Source organism: Amycolatopsis nalaikhensis (assembly GCF_030264295.1).
GTDB classification, from domain to species: domain Bacteria; phylum Actinomycetota; class Actinomycetes; order Mycobacteriales; family Pseudonocardiaceae; genus Amycolatopsis; species Amycolatopsis nalaikhensis.
Window position 1 is genome coordinate 7,548,376 of record NZ_CP127173.1, and the last position, 20,968, is coordinate 7,569,343.

Annotated in this window: 20 protein-coding genes and 3 pseudogenes; 10 read left to right on the plus strand and 13 right to left on the minus strand. The window is 72.1% G+C overall.

Features of this window, described 5'->3' with window-relative positions:
- Nucleotides 1-34 precede the first annotated feature (34 nt).
- From QP939_RS36935 to QP939_RS36960, 6 genes and pseudogenes are all read right to left on the minus strand, one after another.
- Nucleotides 35-970, minus strand: coding sequence for an AraC-like ligand-binding domain-containing protein (locus QP939_RS36935; RefSeq protein WP_285451036.1), 936 nt, complete (start codon nucleotides 968-970; stop codon nucleotides 35-37).
- 47 nt (nucleotides 971-1,017) lie between these two features.
- Entirely contained in the window at nucleotides 1,018-1,197 is a 180-nt protein-coding gene (locus tag QP939_RS36940; protein ID WP_285451037.1) for a hypothetical protein, read from the minus strand.
- 154 nt (nucleotides 1,198-1,351) lie between these two features.
- Entirely contained in the window at nucleotides 1,352-2,176 is an 825-nt protein-coding gene (locus QP939_RS36945) for an alpha/beta fold hydrolase (protein ID WP_285451038.1), read from the minus strand.
- 20 nt (nucleotides 2,177-2,196) lie between these two features.
- On the minus strand, nucleotides 2,197-3,162 hold the full coding sequence (locus QP939_RS36950; RefSeq protein WP_285451039.1) for a dihydrolipoyl dehydrogenase family protein: 966 nt from the start codon (nucleotides 3,160-3,162) through the stop codon (nucleotides 2,197-2,199).
- A 130-nt stretch (nucleotides 3,163-3,292) separates the two neighbouring features.
- Nucleotides 3,293-3,580, minus strand: a pseudogene (locus QP939_RS51990) (FAD-dependent oxidoreductase); the annotation flags it as partial.
- A 68-nt stretch (nucleotides 3,581-3,648) separates the two neighbouring features.
- A complete protein-coding gene (locus QP939_RS36960; RefSeq protein WP_285451041.1) occupies nucleotides 3,649-4,581 on the minus strand; it encodes a cupin domain-containing protein in 933 nt (310 codons plus the stop codon).
- A gap of 119 nt (nucleotides 4,582-4,700) precedes the next feature.
- Between QP939_RS36960 and QP939_RS51995 the strand changes: the two are divergent.
- The 8 genes and pseudogenes from QP939_RS51995 to QP939_RS36995 all read left to right on the plus strand — a co-directional run.
- Nucleotides 4,701-5,255: pseudogene (locus QP939_RS51995) on the plus strand (alpha/beta hydrolase family protein); the annotation flags it as partial.
- 266 nt (nucleotides 5,256-5,521) lie between these two features.
- Complete coding sequence (locus tag QP939_RS36970) at nucleotides 5,522-5,821, plus strand: alpha/beta hydrolase family protein (RefSeq protein WP_285451042.1); 300 nt, start codon at nucleotides 5,522-5,524, stop codon at nucleotides 5,819-5,821.
- Nucleotides 5,818-6,429 (plus strand): hypothetical protein, encoded by a 612-nt coding sequence (locus QP939_RS36975; protein ID WP_285451043.1) that lies wholly within the window; start codon nucleotides 5,818-5,820, stop codon nucleotides 6,427-6,429. The genes QP939_RS36970 and QP939_RS36975 overlap by 4 nt, the downstream gene beginning before the upstream one ends.
- A 44-nt stretch (nucleotides 6,430-6,473) precedes the next feature.
- Nucleotides 6,474-6,938, plus strand: a complete 465-nt coding sequence (locus tag QP939_RS36980; protein ID WP_285459931.1) for a MarR family winged helix-turn-helix transcriptional regulator — start codon at nucleotides 6,474-6,476, stop codon at nucleotides 6,936-6,938.
- Between the two features lie 140 nt (nucleotides 6,939-7,078).
- A pseudogene (locus tag QP939_RS52000) lies at nucleotides 7,079-7,465 on the plus strand (DEAD/DEAH box helicase); the annotation flags it as partial.
- Between the two features lie 313 nt (nucleotides 7,466-7,778).
- The gene (locus tag QP939_RS52005) at nucleotides 7,779-8,642 is read left to right on the plus strand and encodes a DUF3553 domain-containing protein (RefSeq protein WP_352248295.1); all 864 of its coding nucleotides are present in this window, start codon (nucleotides 7,779-7,781) and stop codon (nucleotides 8,640-8,642) included.
- Nucleotides 8,643-8,651: 9 nt separating this feature from the next.
- Nucleotides 8,652-9,215, plus strand: coding sequence for a DUF2231 domain-containing protein (locus tag QP939_RS36990; RefSeq protein WP_285451044.1), 564 nt, complete (start codon nucleotides 8,652-8,654; stop codon nucleotides 9,213-9,215).
- On the plus strand, nucleotides 9,212-9,697 hold the full coding sequence (locus QP939_RS36995; protein WP_285451045.1) for a hypothetical protein: 486 nt from the start codon (nucleotides 9,212-9,214) through the stop codon (nucleotides 9,695-9,697). Before QP939_RS36990 ends, QP939_RS36995 begins: the two co-directional genes overlap by 4 nt.
- 5 nt (nucleotides 9,698-9,702) lie before the next feature.
- On the opposite strand, the gene QP939_RS37000 is transcribed toward QP939_RS36995, so the two are convergent.
- The 7 genes from QP939_RS37000 to QP939_RS37030 are packed head-to-tail and all read right to left on the minus strand — an operon-like array spanning nucleotide 9,703 to nucleotide 16,067.
- On the minus strand, nucleotides 9,703-11,205 hold the full coding sequence (locus QP939_RS37000) for an FAD-dependent oxidoreductase (protein WP_285451047.1): 1,503 nt from the start codon (nucleotides 11,203-11,205) through the stop codon (nucleotides 9,703-9,705).
- The gene (locus QP939_RS37005) at nucleotides 11,202-11,903 is read right to left on the minus strand and encodes a class I SAM-dependent methyltransferase (protein ID WP_285451048.1); all 702 of its coding nucleotides are present in this window, start codon (nucleotides 11,901-11,903) and stop codon (nucleotides 11,202-11,204) included. Before QP939_RS37005 ends, QP939_RS37000 begins: the two co-directional genes overlap by 4 nt.
- Nucleotides 11,900-12,217 carry a lycopene cyclase domain-containing protein gene (locus QP939_RS37010; RefSeq protein WP_434219597.1) on the minus strand — a complete coding sequence of 106 codons (318 nt, stop codon included), beginning with the start codon at nucleotides 12,215-12,217 and terminating at the stop codon, nucleotides 11,900-11,902. Before QP939_RS37010 ends, QP939_RS37005 begins: the two co-directional genes overlap by 4 nt.
- Entirely contained in the window at nucleotides 12,217-12,573 is a 357-nt protein-coding gene (locus QP939_RS37015) for a lycopene cyclase domain-containing protein (RefSeq protein ID WP_285451049.1), read from the minus strand. Before QP939_RS37015 ends, QP939_RS37010 begins: the two co-directional genes overlap by 1 nt.
- Before the next feature lies 1 nt (nucleotide 12,574).
- Nucleotides 12,575-13,519 carry a phytoene/squalene synthase family protein gene (locus QP939_RS37020; RefSeq protein ID WP_285451050.1) on the minus strand — a complete coding sequence of 315 codons (945 nt, stop codon included), beginning with the start codon at nucleotides 13,517-13,519 and terminating at the stop codon, nucleotides 12,575-12,577.
- Nucleotides 13,516-14,988, minus strand: coding sequence for a phytoene desaturase family protein (gene crtI, locus QP939_RS37025; protein ID WP_285451051.1), 1,473 nt, complete (start codon nucleotides 14,986-14,988; stop codon nucleotides 13,516-13,518). The genes QP939_RS37020 and crtI overlap by 4 nt, the downstream gene beginning before the upstream one ends.
- A complete protein-coding gene (locus QP939_RS37030) occupies nucleotides 14,985-16,067 on the minus strand; it encodes a polyprenyl synthetase family protein (RefSeq protein WP_285451052.1) in 1,083 nt (360 codons plus the stop codon). The genes crtI and QP939_RS37030 overlap by 4 nt, the downstream gene beginning before the upstream one ends.
- 170 nt (nucleotides 16,068-16,237) lie before the next feature.
- On the opposite strand from QP939_RS37030, the gene QP939_RS37035 reads away from it, so the two are divergent.
- Both QP939_RS37035 and QP939_RS37040 read left to right on the plus strand, forming a co-directional pair.
- Nucleotides 16,238-17,248 carry a Rieske (2Fe-2S) protein gene (locus QP939_RS37035; RefSeq protein ID WP_285451053.1) on the plus strand — a complete coding sequence of 337 codons (1,011 nt, stop codon included), beginning with the start codon at nucleotides 16,238-16,240 and terminating at the stop codon, nucleotides 17,246-17,248.
- Between the two features lie 761 nt (nucleotides 17,249-18,009).
- Complete coding sequence (locus QP939_RS37040) at nucleotides 18,010-20,919, plus strand: tetratricopeptide repeat protein (protein ID WP_285451054.1); 2,910 nt, start codon at nucleotides 18,010-18,012, stop codon at nucleotides 20,917-20,919.
- Nucleotides 20,920-20,968 lie beyond the last annotated feature (49 nt).

Genomic DNA, 20,968 nt, shown 5'->3' on the forward strand with positions numbered 1-20,968 from the left:
AGCATGCCCGCGCGGGGCGGCCGCGGACCGGCGATCAGTGCCCGGGTTCCTGACGGTCCGTGCCAGCGCGGTAGGCCGCGGGCGTGACGCCGGTGAGGGCCTTGAACGCACGGTGCAGCTGGGCGGCACCCCCGAACCCGCATTCTCCGGCGACGAGGTCGAGGGGCCGGGACGGCGTCGCCCGCACCAGTTCCTGAGCGCGGGTGACGCGCAGGCGGCGCAGCTGCGTCCCGAACGACTCACCGCCGGCCAGCGCCCGGAACAGCGTCCGCCGGGAGACCCCGCACGCGGCCGCCACGCTGTCGGCGTCCAGCGCGGGGTCGGTGAAGTTCCGCCGCAGGAACTGCCGGACCCGTTCGCGCACGAACCCGAGCCCGCCGTCCACCGGGGACGCCGGCCGGGCGGCCCAGCCGAGTGCGGTGTCGAGCAGCCCGACGGCGTGGAAGGCGAGGTCGCGGGCGGGCGCGGGATCGAGCCGGGAAAGCCCGGCGAGGAAGTTCGCGACGACCCCGGCCGGACCGGTGCCGGACAGCGTCACGGCGGTCGCGGCGTGCAGGTCGCGCCGCGGCAGCTGGGCTCGCGGCACTCGCACGACCAGCTGCGCGAAGTGGTCTGTGAACTCCATGGTGTAGGGCTCGGTGCTGTCGACGAACACGAGCGAACCGGGCGTGAGGACGCCGGTCCGGCCGTGCTGGGTGACGAGGCCCTGCCCGTCGAGCTGCAGGTTGGCGAGCACGTACTCGTCACCGGAGGCGATCAGGGAGGGATCCCGCCGCACCCGTTGCGGCCCGGCGGCCAGCCGCGAGACGCCGAGGGCGCCGAGGTCCCGGTGACTGACGGTGCCCGCGAACCCGGCACGCGCCAGCGGATCCACCCGGACGCGCACGAAGGTCGCGCACACGAGGTCCCGCCAGTAATCGGCGGCCTGTCCCGCGGGGACGTCGGAAGTGGACCAAGTGGCGTGGTGCACCGCAGCTCCTCGAACATCGCCGGCGCCACCAGGCTACGAGCCGCGCGTCAACACCGCGTATACGGCCGGTGCCGTCGCTCCCGGTGGGTGAACTCGGTCAAGGCGCGGATGATCGCGGGACGCTCGCCCGGTTTCGTGCCGCGGAGCGCGATAGCGAGGATGAGCACCTGCCGGACGACCACGCCCGCGGTGGCGAGCGCACCCACGATGCCGACGCTGTCGAGCATGATCGCCTCCCGGTGTGTGGAGCAGAAGTGCACGCGGGATGAACGATCGCCAACTCACCTGAACGTGCTGACCGGTGGAGGTGAACGGAAGGTGAACAATCCGCGGGCCCGCGGTCCGGGCCCGCGGATCGTCACCTTCGCCGTCCCGGCAGTGTCACGACCGGATGAACTCCAGCAGGTCGGCGTTGATCGTGTCGGCGTGCGTGGTCGGCATGCCGTGCGGAAAACCCGAATACGTCTTCAACGTGCCATTGCGCAGCAGCCGAGCCGACAGCGGCCCCGAGTCGGCGTACGGAACGATCTGGTCGTCATCACCGTGCATCACCAACGTCGGCACCGTGATCTTCTCGAGGTCGGCCGTGAAGTCCGTCTGCGAAAAAGCGACGATCCCGTCGTAGTGCGCCTTCGCACTGCCCATCATCCCCTGGCGCCACCAGTTGCGGACCTTCGCCTCCGACGTCTCCACGCCGGGCCGGTTGAAGCCGTAGAACGGGCCCGCCGCCAGGGACAGGTAGAACTCCGAGCGGTTCGCCAGCAGCTGGGCCTGCAGGTCGTCGAAGACGCTCTTCGGCAGCCCGCCCGGGTTGGCCTCCGTCTGCACCATCAGCGGGGGGACCGCCGCGATGAGGACCGCCTTGGCGACCCGGTCCTCGCCGTGGCGGGCGAGGTAGTGCACGACCTCGCCGCCGCCCGTCGAGTGTCCGATGTGGACCGCGTCGCGCAGGTCGAGGTGGGCCGTCACCGCCGCCAGGTCGTCCGCGTAGTGGTCCATGTCGTGGCCGTCGGCGACGTCGGACGAGCGGCCGTGGCCCCGGCGGTCGTGGGCGATGACGCGGTAGCCGTTCGTCGCGAAGAACAGCATCTGCGTGTCCCAGTCGTCCGAGGACAGCGGCCAGCCGTGGCTGAACACGATCGGCTGCCCGGTTCCCCAGTCCTTGTAGAAGATCTCCACGCCGTCGGTGGTGGTGATGAAGGGCATCGCGGGACTTCTCCGTCCGGTCACGCCCGGCGGGCCGGCGGGGCCGCCAGGACTTCGTTGAACGCCTCCGTCGACGACGGGTGCGTGTAGATGGCGTCCCGCAGCTCGCTCGCGGTCACGCCGTGGCGCATCGCCAGCGCGACGACGTTGATCAGCTCCTGGGAGTCGACGCTCAGCAGCGCCGCGCCCAGCACCTCGTCCGTCACGCTGTCGACCACGAACTTCATCAGCCCGCGGGTTTCGCCGACGATCTTCGCCCGGGGCATCCCGGCGATGTCCGCCACCGCCTTCCGGGAGACCTTCACGGGCAGTCCCCGTTCGACGGCTTCGCGTTCGGTGAGCCCGGCGCGGGACAGCGCCGGGCTCGTGAACACCGTGTACGGCACGAACTTCCGGTCCAGCGTAGACCGCCGTCCGCCCCCGGTGAGCTGGTCGGCGACGATCCGGCTGTCGTCGAGGGAGATGTAGGTGAACTGCGGGCCGCCGTTGACGTCGCCGACGGCGTAGATGTGCGGCTGGCTCGTGCGCAGGTACTCGTCCACCTCGATCGAGCCGGACGCCGTGGTCCGCACTCCGGCGCGGTCGAGGCGCAGGCCCTCGGTCGCCGGGACGCGGCCGGTCGCCACGAGCAGCTCGTCGGCCGCCAGCGTGTGCGTCCGGCCGTCGGCTTCGTAGCTGAGTTCGACGCCGTTGTCGATGTCACGCACCGCCGTCACCCGCACGCCGGGGACGAACTCGACCCCGGCGTCGCGCAGGATCCCGGTCACCGCCGCCGCGACGTCCTCGTCCTCGCGCGGCAGGATCCGCGGGCCCGCGTCGAGCACCGTGACGGCGCTGCCGAACTGGGCGTACATCGACGCGAACTCCACGCCGACGTACCCGCCGCCGAGGACGGCCAGCCGCTTCGGCAGGTGGTCGAGGTCGATCAGGTCCGTGCTGGTGAGCACGTGCGCGCTCGCGTCGAGCCCGGGGACCGGCGGGAGCACCGGGACCGCGCCGGTGTTGACGACGATCGTGTCGGCGGCGAGCTTCGAGCACGTCGTCGCCGGCCGTGACCCGGACCGTCTTGGGGTCGAGGAACTCCGCCCGGCCGGTGATCACCACGACCGTGTCGATCGTGTCGAGCATGGCGAAGTTCTTGCCGCGCAGGGTGCTGGTCAAGGCGCGGGTGTCGGCCACGGCCTTGCGGTGGCGCTCGCCCGGCGTGCCGGCGCCGGGGTGCTCGGCGTGGTGGACGAGCGCCTTCGTCGGCACGCACCCGATGTTGATGCACGTCCCGCCGTACATCCGGGCCGACTGCTCGACCATGGCCACCCGCTTGCCGAGCCGTCCCATCGTCGCGGCGAGCGTCTTGCCGCCCTTCCCGAATCCGATCACGAGCAGGTCGAAGTGCGTGTCCACCATGCGCTCATCATTCGGCGGGCGGCCCGGGCCGGCCACGCGTCATCGGCTCGTTTTCCGTCGGAATCGGCTCAGCGCCGGGCCACGGCGTCGCGGCGGTACTGCGCCGGGGTCGTGCCCAGCGCCGCCCGGAACGCCTGGCCGAAGGCCGACTCCGACCGGTAGCCGACGTCGTTGGCCACCCGCGTCACCGAGTGCTCGCCGCGGCTCAGCAGGTCCGCGGCCACCATCATCCGGATCGCGGTCACCATCGCGGCCACCGTGGTCCCGGTGCGGGCGGCGAACCGGCGCAGGAACGTCGCCCGCGACACGGCCGCGTCGGCGGCGAGCCGGTCGATCGTCCACGCCTCGCCGGGCCGCTCGACCACGGCCGCCAGCACCCGGCCGAGCACGTCGTCGCCCAGGGCCGTCCACAGGCCGGCGGTTTCCGGCCGCTGCTCGGGGCGGCTGCGCAGGACCATCGCCAGCAGCGCGTCGAGCAGGGCCGCGATGATCGCCGACGTCCCGGGGCCCGGGCTGCGCGCCTCCCCGCGCAGCACCTCGGCCAGCGTCCGCGCGGGCGCGTCGAGCGAGACGTGCACCAGCGGCGGCATCAGGCGGAACAGCAGCGCGCCCGCCCCCTGGTCGAACCGGTAGTGGCCGCAGAACAGGTCCAGCTGCGGTTCGGCGCCCGGCGTCCGGTGCGTCGCGAACACCAGGCCCGGTTCCTCGGTCACGGGGAGCTGGGGCCCCGCGGTCGCCAGCACTCGGTGCGCGTCGCCGTGGGGGAGCAGCACGACGTCCCCGGGTTCCATGGGGACGGCCGAGGCGCCGGACGTCACCGTGCACCGGCCGTCGAGCACCAGGTGGAAGGGCACGATCCCGGGCGCGGCCGCGGGGTTGTCGAGGGTGAAGCTCCCGGCCAGCAGGCACCGGACGTCGACCTCGCCCGCCAGCCGGGCCAGCCGGACGAGGCGGCTCACGCTGTCGGTGGGCTCAGCCCTCGCCGGGGTGTCGCGCGCCACAGCGCCAAAGTTAGTCACGATCTATTACTATCATAAATCTGGACTAACGACTGGAGGAGTCGACGATGTCGGTCATCGAGCTGACCAGCTTCACCGTGCACCCGGAGAACACCCGGGCGATGCTGGCCGCGCGCCCGGGCATGGTGGCGGCCTTCCGCGCCGACCGGCGCGGCTTTCTCTCCGCGCGCCTGGTCCGCCTCGACGAGCGGACCTGGCTGGACTTCGTCGAGTGGACCGACGACGCCGCGTGGGACGAGTCGAAGGCCAAAGGCGCCAACCTGCCCGAGATCGCGGCCTTCTTCGCCACGATCGGCTCGCTCGTCGGCGCCGAACGCGGTGTGCGCTACGACGACGCCGAAGACGGCCCCCGGCGGGTGCGGACCGTCGCCTACGGTCCCGAGCCGTCGCAGGTGGGGGAGTTGTACCTGCCCGAGGGCGACGGGCCCTTCCCCGTGGTGGTGCTCATCCACGGTGGGTACTGGACGGCGATGTGGGACCGGCGGCAGATCACCGACGTCGCCGACGACCTCGTCGCCCGCGGCTACGCAGTGTGGAACGTCGAGTACCGGCGGATCGGGGAGCCCGGCGGCGGCTGGCCCGGCACCTTCCTCGACGTCGCCGCCGCGATCGACGCGCTCGACGGCATGGACCCGGCCCTCGATACCGGCCGCGTCGTGGTGCTCGGCCACTCCGCGGGCGGCCACCTGGCCACTTGGGCGGCCCACCGCGCCGTGCTCCCGCCCGAAGCGCCCGGCGCCCACCCGAAGATCACGCCGATCGGCGTCGTCGAACTCGCCGGCGCGCTCGACCTGAAGGCGGCCGACGCGGAGCGGTTCGGCACCGTCCTCGCCGACCGGACGCCGAGCCGCCGAAGGACGCGCCCGAGCCCGCGCGGCCTGAAGCGTGGCCCGTCGTCGCGGACACCGTCGGCGAAGGGATTTTGCCGCTGCTGGTCGGCGGGCACGTCGCCGACCGGCCCGAGCACTACGCCTGGACGTCGCCGCTGGAGCTGGCGGGCGCCGGTGTCCCGGTCCTCGCCGTGCACGGCACCGCGGACGAAGCCGTGCCCGCCGAGTGGAGCCGCCGGTACGTCGAAAAGGTCACCGCCGAGGGCGGCACCGCCCGGTACGTCGAGGTCGAGGGCGGCACCCACTTCGACGTCGTCCACCCGGGACACCCGGTCTGGGCGGAAGTCACCGGCTGGATCCACGAAACCGTCACCGGCGAGGAGCAGGCGTGAACCACGAAGAGATCTTCGAGCAGGCGTGGGCGGCACCGGGCGCGACGTCGGTGGAACTGCCGCCGGTCCCGGTCAACGAAGTCCTGCGCGAGCGCTACGACGTCCGGCCGCCGTTCGCCTACACCGGCGCCCAGCTGTGGGACATGGAGGTGCGCAAGGCGGCGGCGCCGGACAAGTACATCCCGACGGTGGTGAAGGCGGGCAGCGCCGAGAAGTTCCCGAGTGTGCGCCACGGCCGGTTCGAGGACTTCACCCGCGTGTCCGAGCAGCGCCTGTGGGCCGACCCGGCGCGGTTCGCCACGATCATCGAGCACGTGCGCCTCGACCACGAGAACCGGCGCGCGTTCTTCATCGGCGCCGAACGGTTCGAAGCCCCGGACGGCCGCGTCTTCACCGCCGGGGGCGGGCAGCCGCTCTTCCACGTCGAGCACTCCGTCGCCGGACCGGACGACGCCCCGCTCAACCGGTGGCGCATCGTGCACCTGACCGAGGAGCGGGACCAGTCCTTGGTGGACGCGTTCGACGACCTGGTGAACGACCGCTACCTGCGGGTGTTCGTCGAAGTCCACCTGCGGGCGGACCTGGGACGCGAACTCGTGCGCCGCTGACGGCGATCGTTAAGGTGGCGGCAGGCGACGGCGAGGAGCGGCGGATGGTGACCCGGGCGGAGCGCAACGCGACGGACCCCGATCTGGGCGTCCTCGCGGGCAGGCTGCTCTTCGCGGTGCAACGCGAGCTGTTCGCCACCCTCGCCGAGCGGGGCTTCGACGACCTGAAGCCCCGCCACGGCGCCGTGCTGGCCTACCTCGACCCGGACGGCGTGCGGGCGACCGACCTGTCGAAGCTTTCCGGTCAGCACAAGCAGAACATCGGGATCCTGATCGACGAGCTGGAGTCGCTCGGGTACGTCCGGCGCAGCCCCGATCCGCGTGACCGCCGGGCGAAGCTCGTCTGCCCCACCGAGCGCGGGCTCGCCCAGATGCGCGCGGCGGACGCGATCATGGCGGACATCCAGCGCCGGCACGCCGAACGCCTGGGCCGCGACGACTACGAGGCGTTCAAGCGCAAGCTCGTCGACATCACCGAGCACCAGCGCGCGCGCACCGGAGACGACTGAGCGTCCGTGGTTTCCGCCCGCGGGGCGCGGGTACCTGCGGCGGATGGCGAGAAGACGCGCGGAGCTTCCAGCGGATCGCGGCCGGGACGTTCGGCTGGTCGCAGCTGACCGCAGAGCAGCTCACGGCGATGGAGCACGTGATGGCCGGGCACGACGTGCTCGCCGTGTTGCCGACCGGCGCCGGGAAGTCCGCGATCTACCAGGTGCCCGCGTTGCTGCTGGACGGCCCGACGGTGGTGGTGTCGCCGCTGATCGCCCTGCAGAACGACCAGATCGAGGGCATCGAGGACAGCGGCGCGCCGGAAGCCGTCGCCCTGAACTCCGCGCAGCGCGCCGCCGAGCGCGAGCACGCGTGGGCGGCTGTGCGCCGGGGCGCGGCCGAATACCTGTTCCTGTCCCCGGAGCAGCTGGCCTCCGACGAGGTCCTCGACGCGGTCGCCGAGCTCGGCGTCTCGCTGTTCGTGGTGGACGAAGCGCACTGCGTCTCGGCGTGGGGCCACGACTTCCGGCCGGACTACCTGCGGCTGGCACCGGTGATCGACCGGCTCGGGCACCCGCGCGTGATCGCGCTGACGGCGACCGCCGCGCTGCCCGTGCGCGCGGACATCGCCGACCGCCTGGGGCTGCGCGACCACCGGGAAGTGCTCGCCGGGTTCGACCGGCCCAACCTCCGCCTCGGCGTCGACCCGCTGCCGAACGACGACGACCGGCACCAGGCCGTCATCACGCGGACGCGGGCGCTGACCGCGGATCCCGCGACGCGGCCCGGGCTCGTGTACGTCACCAGCCGCGAGGACGCCGAAACCTACGCCGGAGAAGCTCGCCGCCGAGGGGGTCCGCGTGGCGGCCTACCACGCCGGGATGAAGGCGGCCGACCGCGAACGGGTGCACGAGCAGTTCCAGCGCGGCGACCTCGACGCGGTCGTCGCGACGTCGGCGTTCGGCATGGGGATCGACAAGGCCGACCTGCGGTTCGTGCTGCACGCGGCGGCACCCGATTCGCTCGACACGTACTACCAGCAGATCGGCCGCGCCGGCCGCGACGGCGAACCGGCGGAGATCACGCTGTACCACCGGCCGCGGGACCTGGGCAGGCAGAAGTTCCTCACCGCGGCCAAGGCACCCGAGGAGGCGCTGACGGCGGTGGCCACCACGCTCGCCGAGCGCGGCACCCCGCTGAAACCGGCCGAACTCGGCAAAGCGGTGGACGTCCCGGCGGCCCAGCGCACCCGGGCGGTCAACCTGCTGGAGCAGACGGGCGCGGTCGGCGTCACCGGCGACGGCCGCCTCGAGTACCGGGATCCCGAGCTGGCCCCGGAACGGGCGGTCGAGCAGGGCGTCGAGGCCGCCGAAGCGCACCAGCGGCTGATCCGCTCCCGGATCGACATGATGCGCGGCTACGCCGAGACGACCGGCTGCCGCCGCCAGTTCCTGCTCGGCTACTTCGGCGAACAGCTCGAGCAACCCTGCGGCAACTGCGACACGTGCATCGCGGGGACCACCGAACCGCGGTCGTCCGACGGCGGTGACTTCGCCGTCGCCAGCGCGGTCGACCACGGGGAGTGGGGCCGGGGCGTGGTGATGTCCGCCGACGGCGACACGGTGACGGTCGTGTTCGACGACCACGGCTACAAGACGCTGTCGGCGGCCGCGGTCCGCGAACACGGCCTACTCACCACGGTTGACCCGGGCCCGCGCGGGTAGCCGGGAGCCATGACCGACAACCCGGACAACGGCGTGGTGGCCGTACCCCACCGCCTGCTCGCGGCGGTGGAGCGGGCCCGGATCCTGGACGCGCCCGCCGAGGCCGTCGCGAAGCCGTTGCGGCGGCTCTTCGGCGGCCGGGCGGGCCGGTCGTTGCGGGGGCGCGAGCTCGGGCACCCGCTGCACCCGCTCGCGGTCACCCTGCCGATCGGGGCGTGGCTGTGCTCGTCGCTGCTGGACTTCACACCGGGCACCGAGTCCGCCGCCCGGCGCCTGGTGGCGATCGGGCTGCTCGCCACCCCGGCGGCGGCCCTGCTGGGCGCCGCGGACTACAGCGGACTCGACGTCCGCCAGCGCCGCGTCGGCCTGACGCACGCCGCGGGCAACGCGCTCGCCGCCGTGGTGTTCGCGCAGTCCTACCGCGCCCGGGGCCTCGGCTTGACCGGCGCGGGCAAGACGTTGAACCTCTTCGGGCTGCTGCTGCTCAGCGCGAGCGGCGCGTTGGGTGGTCACCTGGCCTACGCCCAGGGCGGCGGGGTCGGCCGCTGGCAGCCGGGGAGTGCGCCGCGATGAGCGACTACCTGGCCATCTACCTGCGCGACCAGCACGCGCTCGGGGTCACCTGGCGGGCGCTCGCGCGCCGGGCCCGCGACCACAACAAAGGCAGCGGACTCGGCGAGGCGCTCGCCCAGGTCGCGGACGGGATCGCCGAGGACGTGCGGACGTTCGAGGACATCATGCGCCGGCTCGGGGTCCGGCCCAGCCGGGTCAAGGTCGCCCTGGCGGCGGCCGCGGAGCGGACCGGGCGGCTCAAGCGCAACGGCCGGTGGGTCTCGTACTCGCCGCTGAGCCGCTTCTTGGAGCTGGAAGCCCTCGCGATGGGCATCGAGGGCAAGAAGATCCTCTGGCACACGCTGGGTGAGCTGGCCGGGTTGCGCGACCGGCTGCCGGACACGGACTTCGACGAGCTGCTCGGCCGGGCCGCCCGGCAGCGGCAGACCTTGGAGCCCTTCCGGCGTGAGGCCGGGCTGGAGGCGTTCGCCGCGAAGGCGTGAGCCGGTCACGTCGTGGGGCGGCCCCTGACGAGGCGGTCGAGCAGCCGGATCCGGCCGCGGTTGGGGACCGAGCGCAGCGGGTGCCCGGCCACACCCCACTCCGCCAGCACCGCGTTCGCCGCCGCCCAGCCGGTCGTCGCCGCGCGTTCCATCAACGCCACCGGCAGGTCCACGCGGATCGCGTCGCCCGCCAGGACCAGCCCCGGCTCCGGCGTGACCACGCCCGGGCGGGCGGCGAACCCGCCGACCGGGAACAGCGGGCAGTCCTGGCGCGTCACCGTGATCTCGCCGAGCACCCGCGCCGCCGCGGTCTCCGGGTACAGCTCGTGCAGGCGCCCGTCCAGCCCCGCGCCGTCGGGTGACGCGTACGCGTGCACTTCCACGACCGATCCGCCGGTGCGCGCGGCCCAGCGGCGGGCCTCGCCCTCGTACCGGTCGAGCACGCTGATGTTGTCCAGCGGCGGCAGCCCGCCGGTGCCGAGGAAGGCGGGCCGGTGCGCGGCGACCGGCCGGTCGAGCCACAGCCGCCGGACGACGAACGGCGGTGCCGTGCGCAGGCCCTCGATCGCCGCGCGCCAAGCCCGCGTGCCCAGCTCCGGGGACGCCGCCACGATCCGGCGCAGCCCCGCGACATCGCAGGCGAGCACGACCGCGTCGAACGGACGGCCGTCGACGCGGAATCCGCTGGGCTCCCGCGAAACCTCGCGCACGGCCGTTCCGAGCCGGATGTCCGCGCCCCGCCCGGAAAGGTGCTCGCCGAGCGGGTTCCACAGCGCCTGCGGGAACGGCTCGGTCGGCACGTCGAAGAGCAAACCCTCCGAGGAGCCCAGGAAGTACAGGTGGAACATCGTCGCGAGCTCGGCCGCCGAAAGCTCGCCCGGGTCGGCGAAGAAGCTGCGCGAGAACACCTCGAACGCCAGGTGCCGCGCCGCCGCGGGGAAGTTGATCGCGCCGAGGAACGACGCCGCGTCCATGTGGTCGAGCTGCTCGTAGACCCGGGGCACGCGGACCGTCGCCAGCGGCAGGGCCCGCCGTCCGTTCAGCTTGAGCAGGTCGCGGGCCCGGAAGGTCGGGCTGCGCAAGGCGAACGCCAGCGCGTTCAGCGGCGGGGTCCGCGGCAGCCCGGCGAACGTGTCGGTGCGCCCGTGCGGATCGATCAGCGGGTAGTCGGGCACCGCGACGAGCCGCTCGAGGCCGGGATCGGTGCGGGCGAGCAGCGCCCGCAGGTTGTAGTACTGCCGGAAGAACGCGTGGAACCCGCGGCTCATGGTGACCTCGGTGCCGTCCGGCAGCCGCTCGGGCCAGCCGCCTGCGCGGCCGCCCAGGTAGTCCTCGCGCTCGAACAGCGTCACTTCGACGCCGCGCTCGGTCAGCCCGGTCGCCGCGGTCAGTCCGGCGATGCCGCCCCCGATCACGGCGGCGCGCGGACGGCGGCCGAGCCGTCCGGCGTCGGGGAGCCCGCCGGGCGCGGGGAGGGTCTCCGCCCGGCGGTCGCGGCCCGCGGTCACGGCGCGGTGCCCAGTACCGTGTGGACGATCCCGCGCGACCAGCCCGGCATCGTGCCGGTGCGGACGTCGGTGAAGCCCGCGCGGGAGAGCCGGTCGCAGAGGTCGGCGACGCCGTCGAAGGCCAGGACGCTGCGGCGCAGGTGCCGGTAGAGCGTGGCGTCACCGGTGGTGACCCGGCCGAGCGGGATGACGATCGCGCCGCACACCGCGTTCCACACCCAGCGCGCGCGGCGCGAGTCCCGCACGGAGTACTCGTGCAACGCGAGGGTGCCGCCGGGCCGCAGCAGCCCGCGCAACGTCCGCAGGGTGGCGTCGGGGTCGTCGACGTTGCGCAGCAGGTACGCGGCGAGGACCGCGTCGAACGGGCCCGCGACCCCGCTCAGCTCCTCGACCGGCGTGTGCCGGAACTCCACTGTGGACGGCCAGGACTTCCCGCGTGCGCGGGCGAGCATCGCGCCCGACGCGTCGATCGCGGTGACCTGCGCGTCCGGGGCGACGGTCAGCAGCGCGGCCGTCGACGCGCCCGTGCCGCAGCCCGCGTCGAGGATCCGCATGCCGCCGCCGCTCAGCAGCCGCCGCGCCGAGAGGCGCAGGTCCCGGTGGTAGCCGGGGTTCAGCCCGACGAGCCGGTCGTAGGCCGCCGCGCCCGCGTCGAACGCCGCGGGCACCTCGGCGCGCGGCAGGCCGTTTCCCTTCATGCACTGTCCTTCCGGGACTTCCCGCGCTCCCACAGGAGCAGGACGGCGGTGACGAGGGCGAAGCCGAAGAGGAAGTCCTCCACCGGGATGTCCCACGGGAACCGCCAGCCGGTGATCCCGGCGGGGGAGTAGCGGACGATCGGCGAGGACAGCTTGGTCAGCCAGCCGTCCACGGGGATCTGGAAGGCGATGACGATGGCCATCGTCACCCAGTAGGCCGGTCGCCGGAACAGCCCGGTGCGCAACAGGCAGACCTCCGCCGCCACCACCACGAGCACGGCGGCGACGGCGGGAACCGTGTAACCCCAGGGCATCAGCGGCGCACCCGCCGCCGGTCGAGCAGGGGCCGGGCCAGGCGGCGCAGCAGCTGCCCGGTCAGCCCGACCGCCTCGTAGGTCAGGACCCCGCAGACCGGGACCACGACGAAGAACAGCACCTCTTCGAGCGGGATCCCGAAGGGCAGGCCCAGCCCGGTGACGAACGCCGGGTCGAAGTCCCAGACCGCGGCCGCGATGGCCAGCGCGTCCCACACCAGGAACACCGCGGCCACCGGCAGCACCGCGCGCGCCAGCCGCCGCGGACGGCGGTAGACGCGGGCGCCCGCCAGCTCCAGCGGCAGCGTCACCACCACGCACGCGGCCAGGACCAGCAGGTACTCCACCCGGCCCACGTCACGTCACCGCCGGGTGCCGTCGCCGGGCCCACCGCGCCCGGACGAGCGCGTCCCCGGCCGCGGCCAGCCGCCGGTACCGCGGCACGCGGGCCCGCCCGGCGAAGACGTTGTAGCCCAAGGCTTCGATGCGGTCCAGAATCCCTCCGTAAAGCACGTACGCGGTCCGCACGCACGGCCGCGACGCCGGGTGCAGCAGGGCGATGCCCGGCCGGGCCTCGGCGTAGACGCGGCGGGTGGCCGCGACCTGCTCGGCCAGCGCCCGACGCACCCTCGGGTCGAGCCGCCGCGTGCGGGCGCACCAGGCGAGCCGGTCGCGGTCGACGCCGACGGCGGCCAGCTCGTCGGCGGGGAGGTAGATGCGGCCGCGTTCGAGGTCCTCGGCGACGTCGCGCAGGAAGTTGGTCAGCTGGAAGGCTTTCCCGAGCGCGGCGGCCCGCGGCGCGGCCTCCTCGCGGGGCACGACGGTGCCGAGGACGGGCAGCACCTGCAGCCCGATGACCTCGGCCGAGCCGTGCACGTACTCGTCGAGCGCGGCGCGGGTCGGGTAGCCGGTCACCGTGAGGTCCATCCGCATCGAGGCGAAGAACGCGCGGAAGTACGCTTCGGGGATGGCGTACCGGGTCGCGGTGTCGATGACGGCGGCGCGCAGCGGGTCCTCGCTGGTCCCGGCGGCCAGTTCCGCGAGGAACCCCTCTTCGACGGTGTGCAGGGTCGCGGCGATCGAGTCCGGGGTGGCGCCGGGTTCGGGCTCGTCGACGAGGTCGTCGAGGCGCCGGGCGAACCCGTACAGCGCGTGGACGGCGGGGCGCTGGGCGGGCGCGAGCATCCGGGTGGCGAGGAAGTAGGTGCGGCCGTGCCGGGCGTTGAGCTCGCGGCAGTACCGGTACGCCGCGCGCAGCCCGGCCCCGGTGATCCCGGCGGCGTCGAGTTCGCGGCGGGTCATCGGCCGGGCTCCCCGGTGATCCGGTCGGCGGCGAGCCGTCCGGAGAGCAGCACGGTCGGGACGCCGACCCCCGGCACCGTCCCGCCGCCCGCGAGCACGACGTTCTCCGTGCCCGGCGGGAGGTTGCGCGGCCGGAACGGTCCCGTTTGGACGAACGAGTGCGCGTAGCTGAACGGCGTGCCCGCCACCATCCCGCGCCGCGCCCAGTCGTTCGGGCCGAGGACGTGCCACGCCTCCGGTTCGAAGCCGGGCAGCAGGTCGGCGCGGACCCGGTCGAGGATCTCCTTGGCGTACGGCTCCGCTTCGGCGTCCCAATCCCGCGGCCCGCGCCGGAGGTTCGGGACCGGTGCCAGGATCGAGAACAGCTGCCGACCGGCCGGGGCGAGCCCGGGGTCGGTGGCCGTCGGGCGGGTGATCAGCAGGGACGGGTCGCTCATCGGGCTGCCCTCGGTGATCAGCTCGCGGAAGGTCGACGCCCAGCCGCGGCCGAACGAGATCGTGTGGTGTCCGACCGGCCAGTCCCCGGGACCGCCGGTGTGCAGCACCACGGCCGACGGCGCCGGGCGCAACGGGATCGGGCGGCGCGGGGCCCGGCCCAGCAGCCGGTAGCTCTCGTGCGGTTCGGTGGTCAGCACGACGGCGTCGCAGGGCGTCCGGCCGCCGGTCGTGCGGACGGCGGTGATCCGCGCGCCCCGGCGTTCGAGCGCCGTCACCGCCTCGCCGTAGCGGAACTCCACCCCGGCCGCCTCCGCGACGGCGGCCATGGCCCGGGGAACGGCGGCCATCCCGCCCTCGGGGAAGTAGACCCCGCCGACGGTGTCCAGGTAGGAGATGACCGCGTACAGCGCGAGCGCCCGCATCGGCGACTCACCGGCGTACAGCGCCTGGAAGGTGAAGACCCGCTTGAGGCGTTCGTCGCGCAGGAAAGTGCCGATCTTCCGGTCCAGGCGCCGGAACCCGCCCAGGGCGGCGAGCCGGGCGAGGTCGGTCGACAGCAGCCCGAGCGGCGAATCGATGTTGGCGGCGACGAACCGGTCGAACTCCGCCGCGTACAGCCGGGTCAGCCACTCGCGCAGCCGCCGGTACCCGGCCGCCTCGTCCGGCCCGGCGAAGGCGCGGACGGCGTCGGTCATGCGCTCCTCGTCGGCGTGCACCCGCAGCACCGACCCATCGGCGAAGCGAGCCGTGTAGGCCGGGTCGAGCCGGGTGAGCTGCAGGTGGTCGGCGAGGTCCGCGCCCGCGGCGGCGAAGACGTCGGCGAGGATCGACGGCATGGTCAGCACCGTCGGCCCGGTGTCGAGGTGGTAGCCGCCGGTCACGACGCGGCCGGTGCGCCCGCCCGGTCCGGGGTCGCGCTCGACGACGGTGACCCGGCGGCCGCGGCCCGCCAGGTGCAGTGCGGCCGACAGCCCGGCCAGTCCGGCGCCGACGACCACGACGTGGCCGGTGGGCCCGGTGACCGTCCTCATCGGACGCGCTCGGTGCAGCGGCTCGCCAGGAGGGTGAGCGCGGAAAACGCCTGCCGCGGCAGGGAAACCAGGTCGATCGCCTCCAGGGCGCGGCGGACGCGTTCGTCGATGAGCTTCTCCAGCTGGTCGCGCGCGCCGGTCGCGGTGATCAGTGCCCGCCACATGGCGACGGCGTCGTCGTCGACCTCGGGCAGCGCCAGCAGATCGCCCAGCTCAGCGCGCTGCCGGTGGTCGGCGAGGTCCCGCGTGAGCACGACCACGCTGGACGCCTTGCGCTCGCGCAGGTCGTCACCCGCGGGTTTGCCGGTGACCGCGGGGTCGCCGAAGACGCCCAGCAGGTCGTCGCGGAACTGGAACGCCTCGCCGAGCAGGCCGCCGTAGGTGCCGAGCGCGGTGACGACGTCCTCGGGACAGCCGGCCAGCGCCGCGCCGAACTCGAGCGGGCGGCGGACGGTGTAGTTGCCGGACTTGCGGCGGATGACGTCGAGGACGTCGGCCCAGGACGGCAGCGTGCGGGCGTCGTTGACCAGGTCGCCGAGCTGACCGACGGCCAGTTCGGAGCGCAGCCGGTTGTACCCGGGCCTGCCGCGGGCGAGGGCGTCGGCGTCGAGCCCGCTTTCGTGCAGCAGCTGCTCGGACCAGACGAGGAGCAGGTCGCCCACGAGCACGGCGGCCGACTCGCCGAACCGGGTCGCGGAACCGCTCAGGCCCTGCTCTTCGTGCCAGCGGGCGAAACGGACGTGCATCGATGGCCGGCCGCGGCGGCGCGCCGAGCCGTCCATGACATCGTCCTGGACGAGGGCGAAGCAGTGCAGCAGTTCCAGGCTGGCCGCGGCGCGCAGGGCGGCGGCGTTCTCGGGGCCGCCGCAGCGCCAGCCGGTGTAGGCGAACATCGGGCGGAGGAACTTCCCGCCGGTGACGAACTCCGGCAGGGCGGTGGCGGCGGGGGTGTCCGCCGCGCGGCCGGTGAAGTGCTCGCGCACCCGTTCGGTGACGAAGGCGTGGACGTCGGTCCCGCACCGGCGGCGCAGCGCGTCGAGCCACCCCGCCGATCCGGCGGCCGAGGCGGTCGCGGTCATCCGGGCTCCTCTCGCGATGCACAAACGATGCACAAAGTCGGCGAGCGTCGAGAGCACGCCGGAACTTCTGGCTGTTACCCCGGTTCTACCTCGCTAAACCCGAACCCGCTCGGTGAAGCGCCGAAACCGGTGACGTTGCGGGCCCGATGCGGATCGGCGACGATGGACCGATGAACGTCAGCCGCCGGATCGCCGCGCGGTGGCCGCGGCGCTGGCCCGTCCAGCCGTTCTCCGAGCCCCGCTGGGCGAAGCAGGAGCCGACTTACGGCGACTGCTCGCCCGCCGTGATCGAGGCGGCGGGCAAACGCGCCTCGGCCCGCGCGTCGGGCAACTGGTTCGTCGTCGGGGCGAGCCGTGAGGTGCGCGCGGACCGTCCGTTCGGCGTCACGGTCGGCGGCCGCGAGCTGGTGGCGTGGCGCCGGCCGGACGGCGAAGTCCGCATCGGTCCCGGCGCGTGCCCGCACCTGGGCGCCCCGCTCGCCGACGCCAGGGTCGACGGCGGCGGGCTGGTCTGCCGCTGGCACGGCCTGCGCATCGACGGCACGAAGTGCGGGACGTGGGCCCCGGTCCCGGCCTGCGACGACGGCGTGCTCGTCTGGGCGCGGCTGGACGCGGTGGGCGGCGAACCACCGTCGGCGGCGCCCACCGTGCCGGAGCGCCCGGAAGGCAAGGCCCGCATCGACGCCGTCGCGACGATGACGGGGAGGTGCGAGCCGGAGGACGTGGTGGCGAATCGCCTCGACCCGTGGCACGGCGCGTGGTTCCACCCGTATTCGTTCAGCCGCCTGCGGGTCCTGGAGGTGCCGCGGGGGATCGACGTGCCGGACGAGGAGGACCGGTTCCTGGTCGAGGTGACGTTCCGGCTCGCCGGCCGCTGGGGTGTCCCGGTGCTCGCGGAGTTCACGTGCCCGGAGCCGCGCACGGTGGTGATGCGGATCGTGGCGGGCGAGGGAGTGGGCAGCGTCGTCGAGACGCACGCGACCCCGCTCGGCCCGGGCCCGGACGGCCACCCGCGAACAGCGGTGATCGAGGCGACGATAGCGGCGTCCGAGCGCCCGGGTTTCGCGGCGGCGGCGAAGCTGGCCCCGGCGATCCGCCCGCTGATGCGCCACACGGCGGCGCGCTTGTGGCGCGACGACCTGGCCTACGCCGAGCGGCGGTACGCGTTGCGCGCGGGATGAGTTTGCTGCGGGGAGCGCGGGGTATCCGGCGCGCGGCGGTGCCCCGCCCACGTTCGAGCTCAGCCCGTGGTCTCCGCAAACCCGGGCGTCCGGGCGGGCACCGCTCTTGGCAAACCAGGAGTTCGCCGAAACTCGGTCAGGAACCCCAGCGTCATGGCCATGGCCGGGTCAAGCAGGCCTGCGGGACGCCGCGACGACGGAAAGCTGGCGCACTGCCGGCACCACGGGCAAGACGACTGATTTCGCCGGGCTCCGCGAAGTCCACCGGACCGCGACCTGCCCACGTTGGGACACGGGTGCTCGAGAAAGTGCCGCTCAAGTTGACCTTGCTGCCGCTAGATTGTCAGCAAGGCGGGACAGGGCGCGTTGGTGTCGACATCGTTGACCTGCGGAAAGACGTGCACGATCGGGTGAACGTTGTCCGCAAGAAGTAACGAAGTTCGGCGCGACTCTCGTCGCGCCGGTGCGACCACTCGGCGCTTCGGAGAAGCAAGCGGTGGACGGCGGGCGGGCCAGGCGGCCATCGTCGACGGCAAGTAGACGCGCACAGCTGCGACGAGCGGGTGTCAGCTTGGCTGGAAACCCTTGACCGCTTAAGGAACGTGAACCTGCAGGTGAATGCCCCCACGCGCGCTTCGGCGCGCAGACCGGCTCCCGAAGTCGCAGTCAGCCGTCTTGCCCGGCCTCTCCTGGACTGTGTTCCGACGCAGTTGGAGATAATCGCTGTTCGTGGGGAAGCGGGTGAAATCGATCTTCCGGGCTTGACCCCGTACGTCGAGCGGGTCCACGACGCCTCGGTGCGGGAGGCCGTCAGACGTGCTCATCGTGGCGGAAGCCGGATCATTTCCCTGGTCGGAGAGGTCGCGACCGGAAAGAAACGGACAGCCTGGCAAGCCATCCAGTACCGTGAAGACGCGCAGCGTATGCCGCTGCTGCAGGATTGGCACGTGTGGCCGGGTACAAGCCCGAGTGATCCGGTGACTCTGCTCGCGGAGATCGCGCGAATGCCTCCGAAGACGGTTTACTGGCTGGCCGGAGCCGGGCGCTATTTCCTCGAAGAGGGGCCGGAGATCGGCAACGACGTGGCTTTCGCGTTGCGTGAAATGATCGGTGACCCGACGCGAGGCCCCAATTTCGTCGTCTGCACATTCACGCCGTCGGTTTGGAGAGAGCTCACGGCAGTACCCGCGAGCGGTGACGTCGACCAGTTCCGTCAGGTCCGGCTTCTGTTGGCGGAAACCCAGATAGCGGTGCCGGACACCTTCACAGAGGCCGAAGTCGAGAAGGCAGTCGAGATGGGCGACCCCCGCCTCGGCGACGCTGCCGCGCGGGCGGTCGGCCGCCGCGTTGTCCAGTACTTGGTCGCCGCGCCTTGGCTCGACGCTGCGTTCGACGCAGCAAGCCCCGGTGCGCGAGCGATCTTGCGATGCTGCATCGCGGTTCGACGACTGGGCCACGACAGGTGGATTTCCCAGACGCTGTTGCAGCGAGGTGCTGTCGGATTCCTCAGCGAGCCGGAACAGGAGGCGCTCGACGATGGTTGGTTCGTGCTGGCACTTGAAGAGCTGACCCGCCGTGGCGCCGGCGGCGCCAGCCTGCTGACGGAGAGGGCTTCTTCGGGGCAGTCTGGTGATGATCGGGGTCGGTGGTACCGACTCGATGACGACCTCGTTCGACGTCGGGTGAAGAACCCTCCGCTGGCGGAGGAAGCTGACGAGCACCTTTGGTCAGTGCTGGCGGCATCGGCCTCGAGCAAGAGCTTGATCGCTCTCGCAAAGGAATGTAGGCGTCGGCGACTCCTGTTTCAAGCCAACCAATTCTACCGCCGTGCTGCCGACGAGAACGTGCGGGGAGCGGCAGAAGCCCTGATTGACCTGTTTCGAGAGAGTAAGCGTATCGACGATGCCATCGCGGTCTGCGATGAACTCATTGAAGCGGGAAGATCCGACGTTCGCCTCTCGGCAGCCGAGATGTTGATCGCCGCGGGGCGCCGATCGGAGGCAATGGCACGGCTCGAACCGATCGCCAATTCGAATGATCAGGCTCGGGTATTGGCCGCGATGGCTTTGGTAGACGACAAGAAGCCCGCATCAGCGGTCGATCGTTATCGCGAGCTGGCGGAGGACGGCGTCCTCGAAGCCGCGGAGACAGCCGCCGACATGATGACAGACGACACGCTTGAAGGCGGCCTGTGGAACGGACACTCGGAGCAGCGTTACGAACCGGCGCTCAAATGGCTCACCCGTCTGCTGGATGAAAAGAAGCTCGACACTCGGAGCAAGATCGTCGAGTTCATGATCATGAGGGACAAGGGACGTATCGGAAACGCGATCGACTGGTTGCACGCCAGAGGGCAGGGCGGTGACTACGCGGCTTACCTCTATGGCGCTCGGTTGCTCGTCGAACACGACCGGGCTGAAGATGCCCTGTCCTGGTGTGACACAGCCGTCGAGTACGACGTTGATGGCGCCCGAGCCGCGACGGCGATGATCTACGCGCAGGCGGGCTTTCTGGACGCCGCCTTCAAGCATGCGCAGGCTGCAGCCGTCGAAAACCCCGCTGTCCTGGCAGACATCGCTGATCTCTTCGCGCGTAAAGGACTGGTGCAGAGAGCGCTCGAAGGATACCGGCGTGCCGCAGATCTGGGATATGTCGCGGCGTGGGCCCAAGCAGCCGTGGCGGCCGCTGGGGTCGGGTGGGTTGACTCCGCCCGTGACTTTTTCAAACGCGCTGAACGAGCTGGTGCCGGTTCGCCGGGCTTGCGCCAACGTGTCGCTGTGGCAATGGGCCGGTCTGGGAAGGGAAAAGAAGCCGTCGAGTGGTACCTGGCCGAGGTCGATCCGGCGGATCCGGAGGTGTTGAACCCGATCAGTGACTTCCTGTTGAAGGATGAGCCGTTCCACGCCGCTGCAGAGCAGTACGCGCGACGGGTGCACGTCAGCAAGGGTGAGGCTCTGAGCTGGGTTGCCGAGAGGTTGCTGGAGGTGGGCTTCCGAGAACTGGAAGTGCAGCAGAGCCACCTCATAAACTCGGGTTCGAACCTCCTGCCGAAATTCAACGACAAGATCGTCATGGCTGTCGACTACTGGCTGCCTGCCGCGGCGATCGCGGGATATCAACCCGCATGGCTGCGCACAGTGGATGTTCTGCTGTCGCTTGGTCGCTTCGACTCGGCCGAACGGCGGCTCAAGGACGCGGAACGGCGAGACGGCATCCGCAGCGAGGTCCATTCCGCGATAATTCTCGCGTACTCGCACAAGAAATATGCTGACACGGCGGTGGCGCTCGTGGAGTCGCAGCTGGAGTGCTCGAACACAGCAGCGGTGGCCCGTACCGCGACAGCGCTGCTCACCCATGAGCACGCGAGAGCAGATGTAGCGGAGCGGCTGCTCATCCGTGGACGAGACGCTGGTGATTTGGAATCGCGCGTGGCGCTGGCGGACTTCTGGGCCAGGCACGGGCAATTCGCCAAGGCTCTTGACGAGTACTTTGTCGCGCTGGCACGGGGATGTGACGTCTACCTGAAGATAGTGCGGACGTTGAGCATGGCTCGCAACGATGCTGCGCTCGCCGAGTTCCAGAAGTACGGCGTAACGCCCGAGGGGACGCTTGCTAAGCCGTGGATAGCCGCACCGTCACGAGGCAGCCGGGACGCATCCCGATCCCGGTAAGTGGTCGCTGGACAGTTGTGAGAGTTCGGAACGCCGTAGGTTCGAGCCC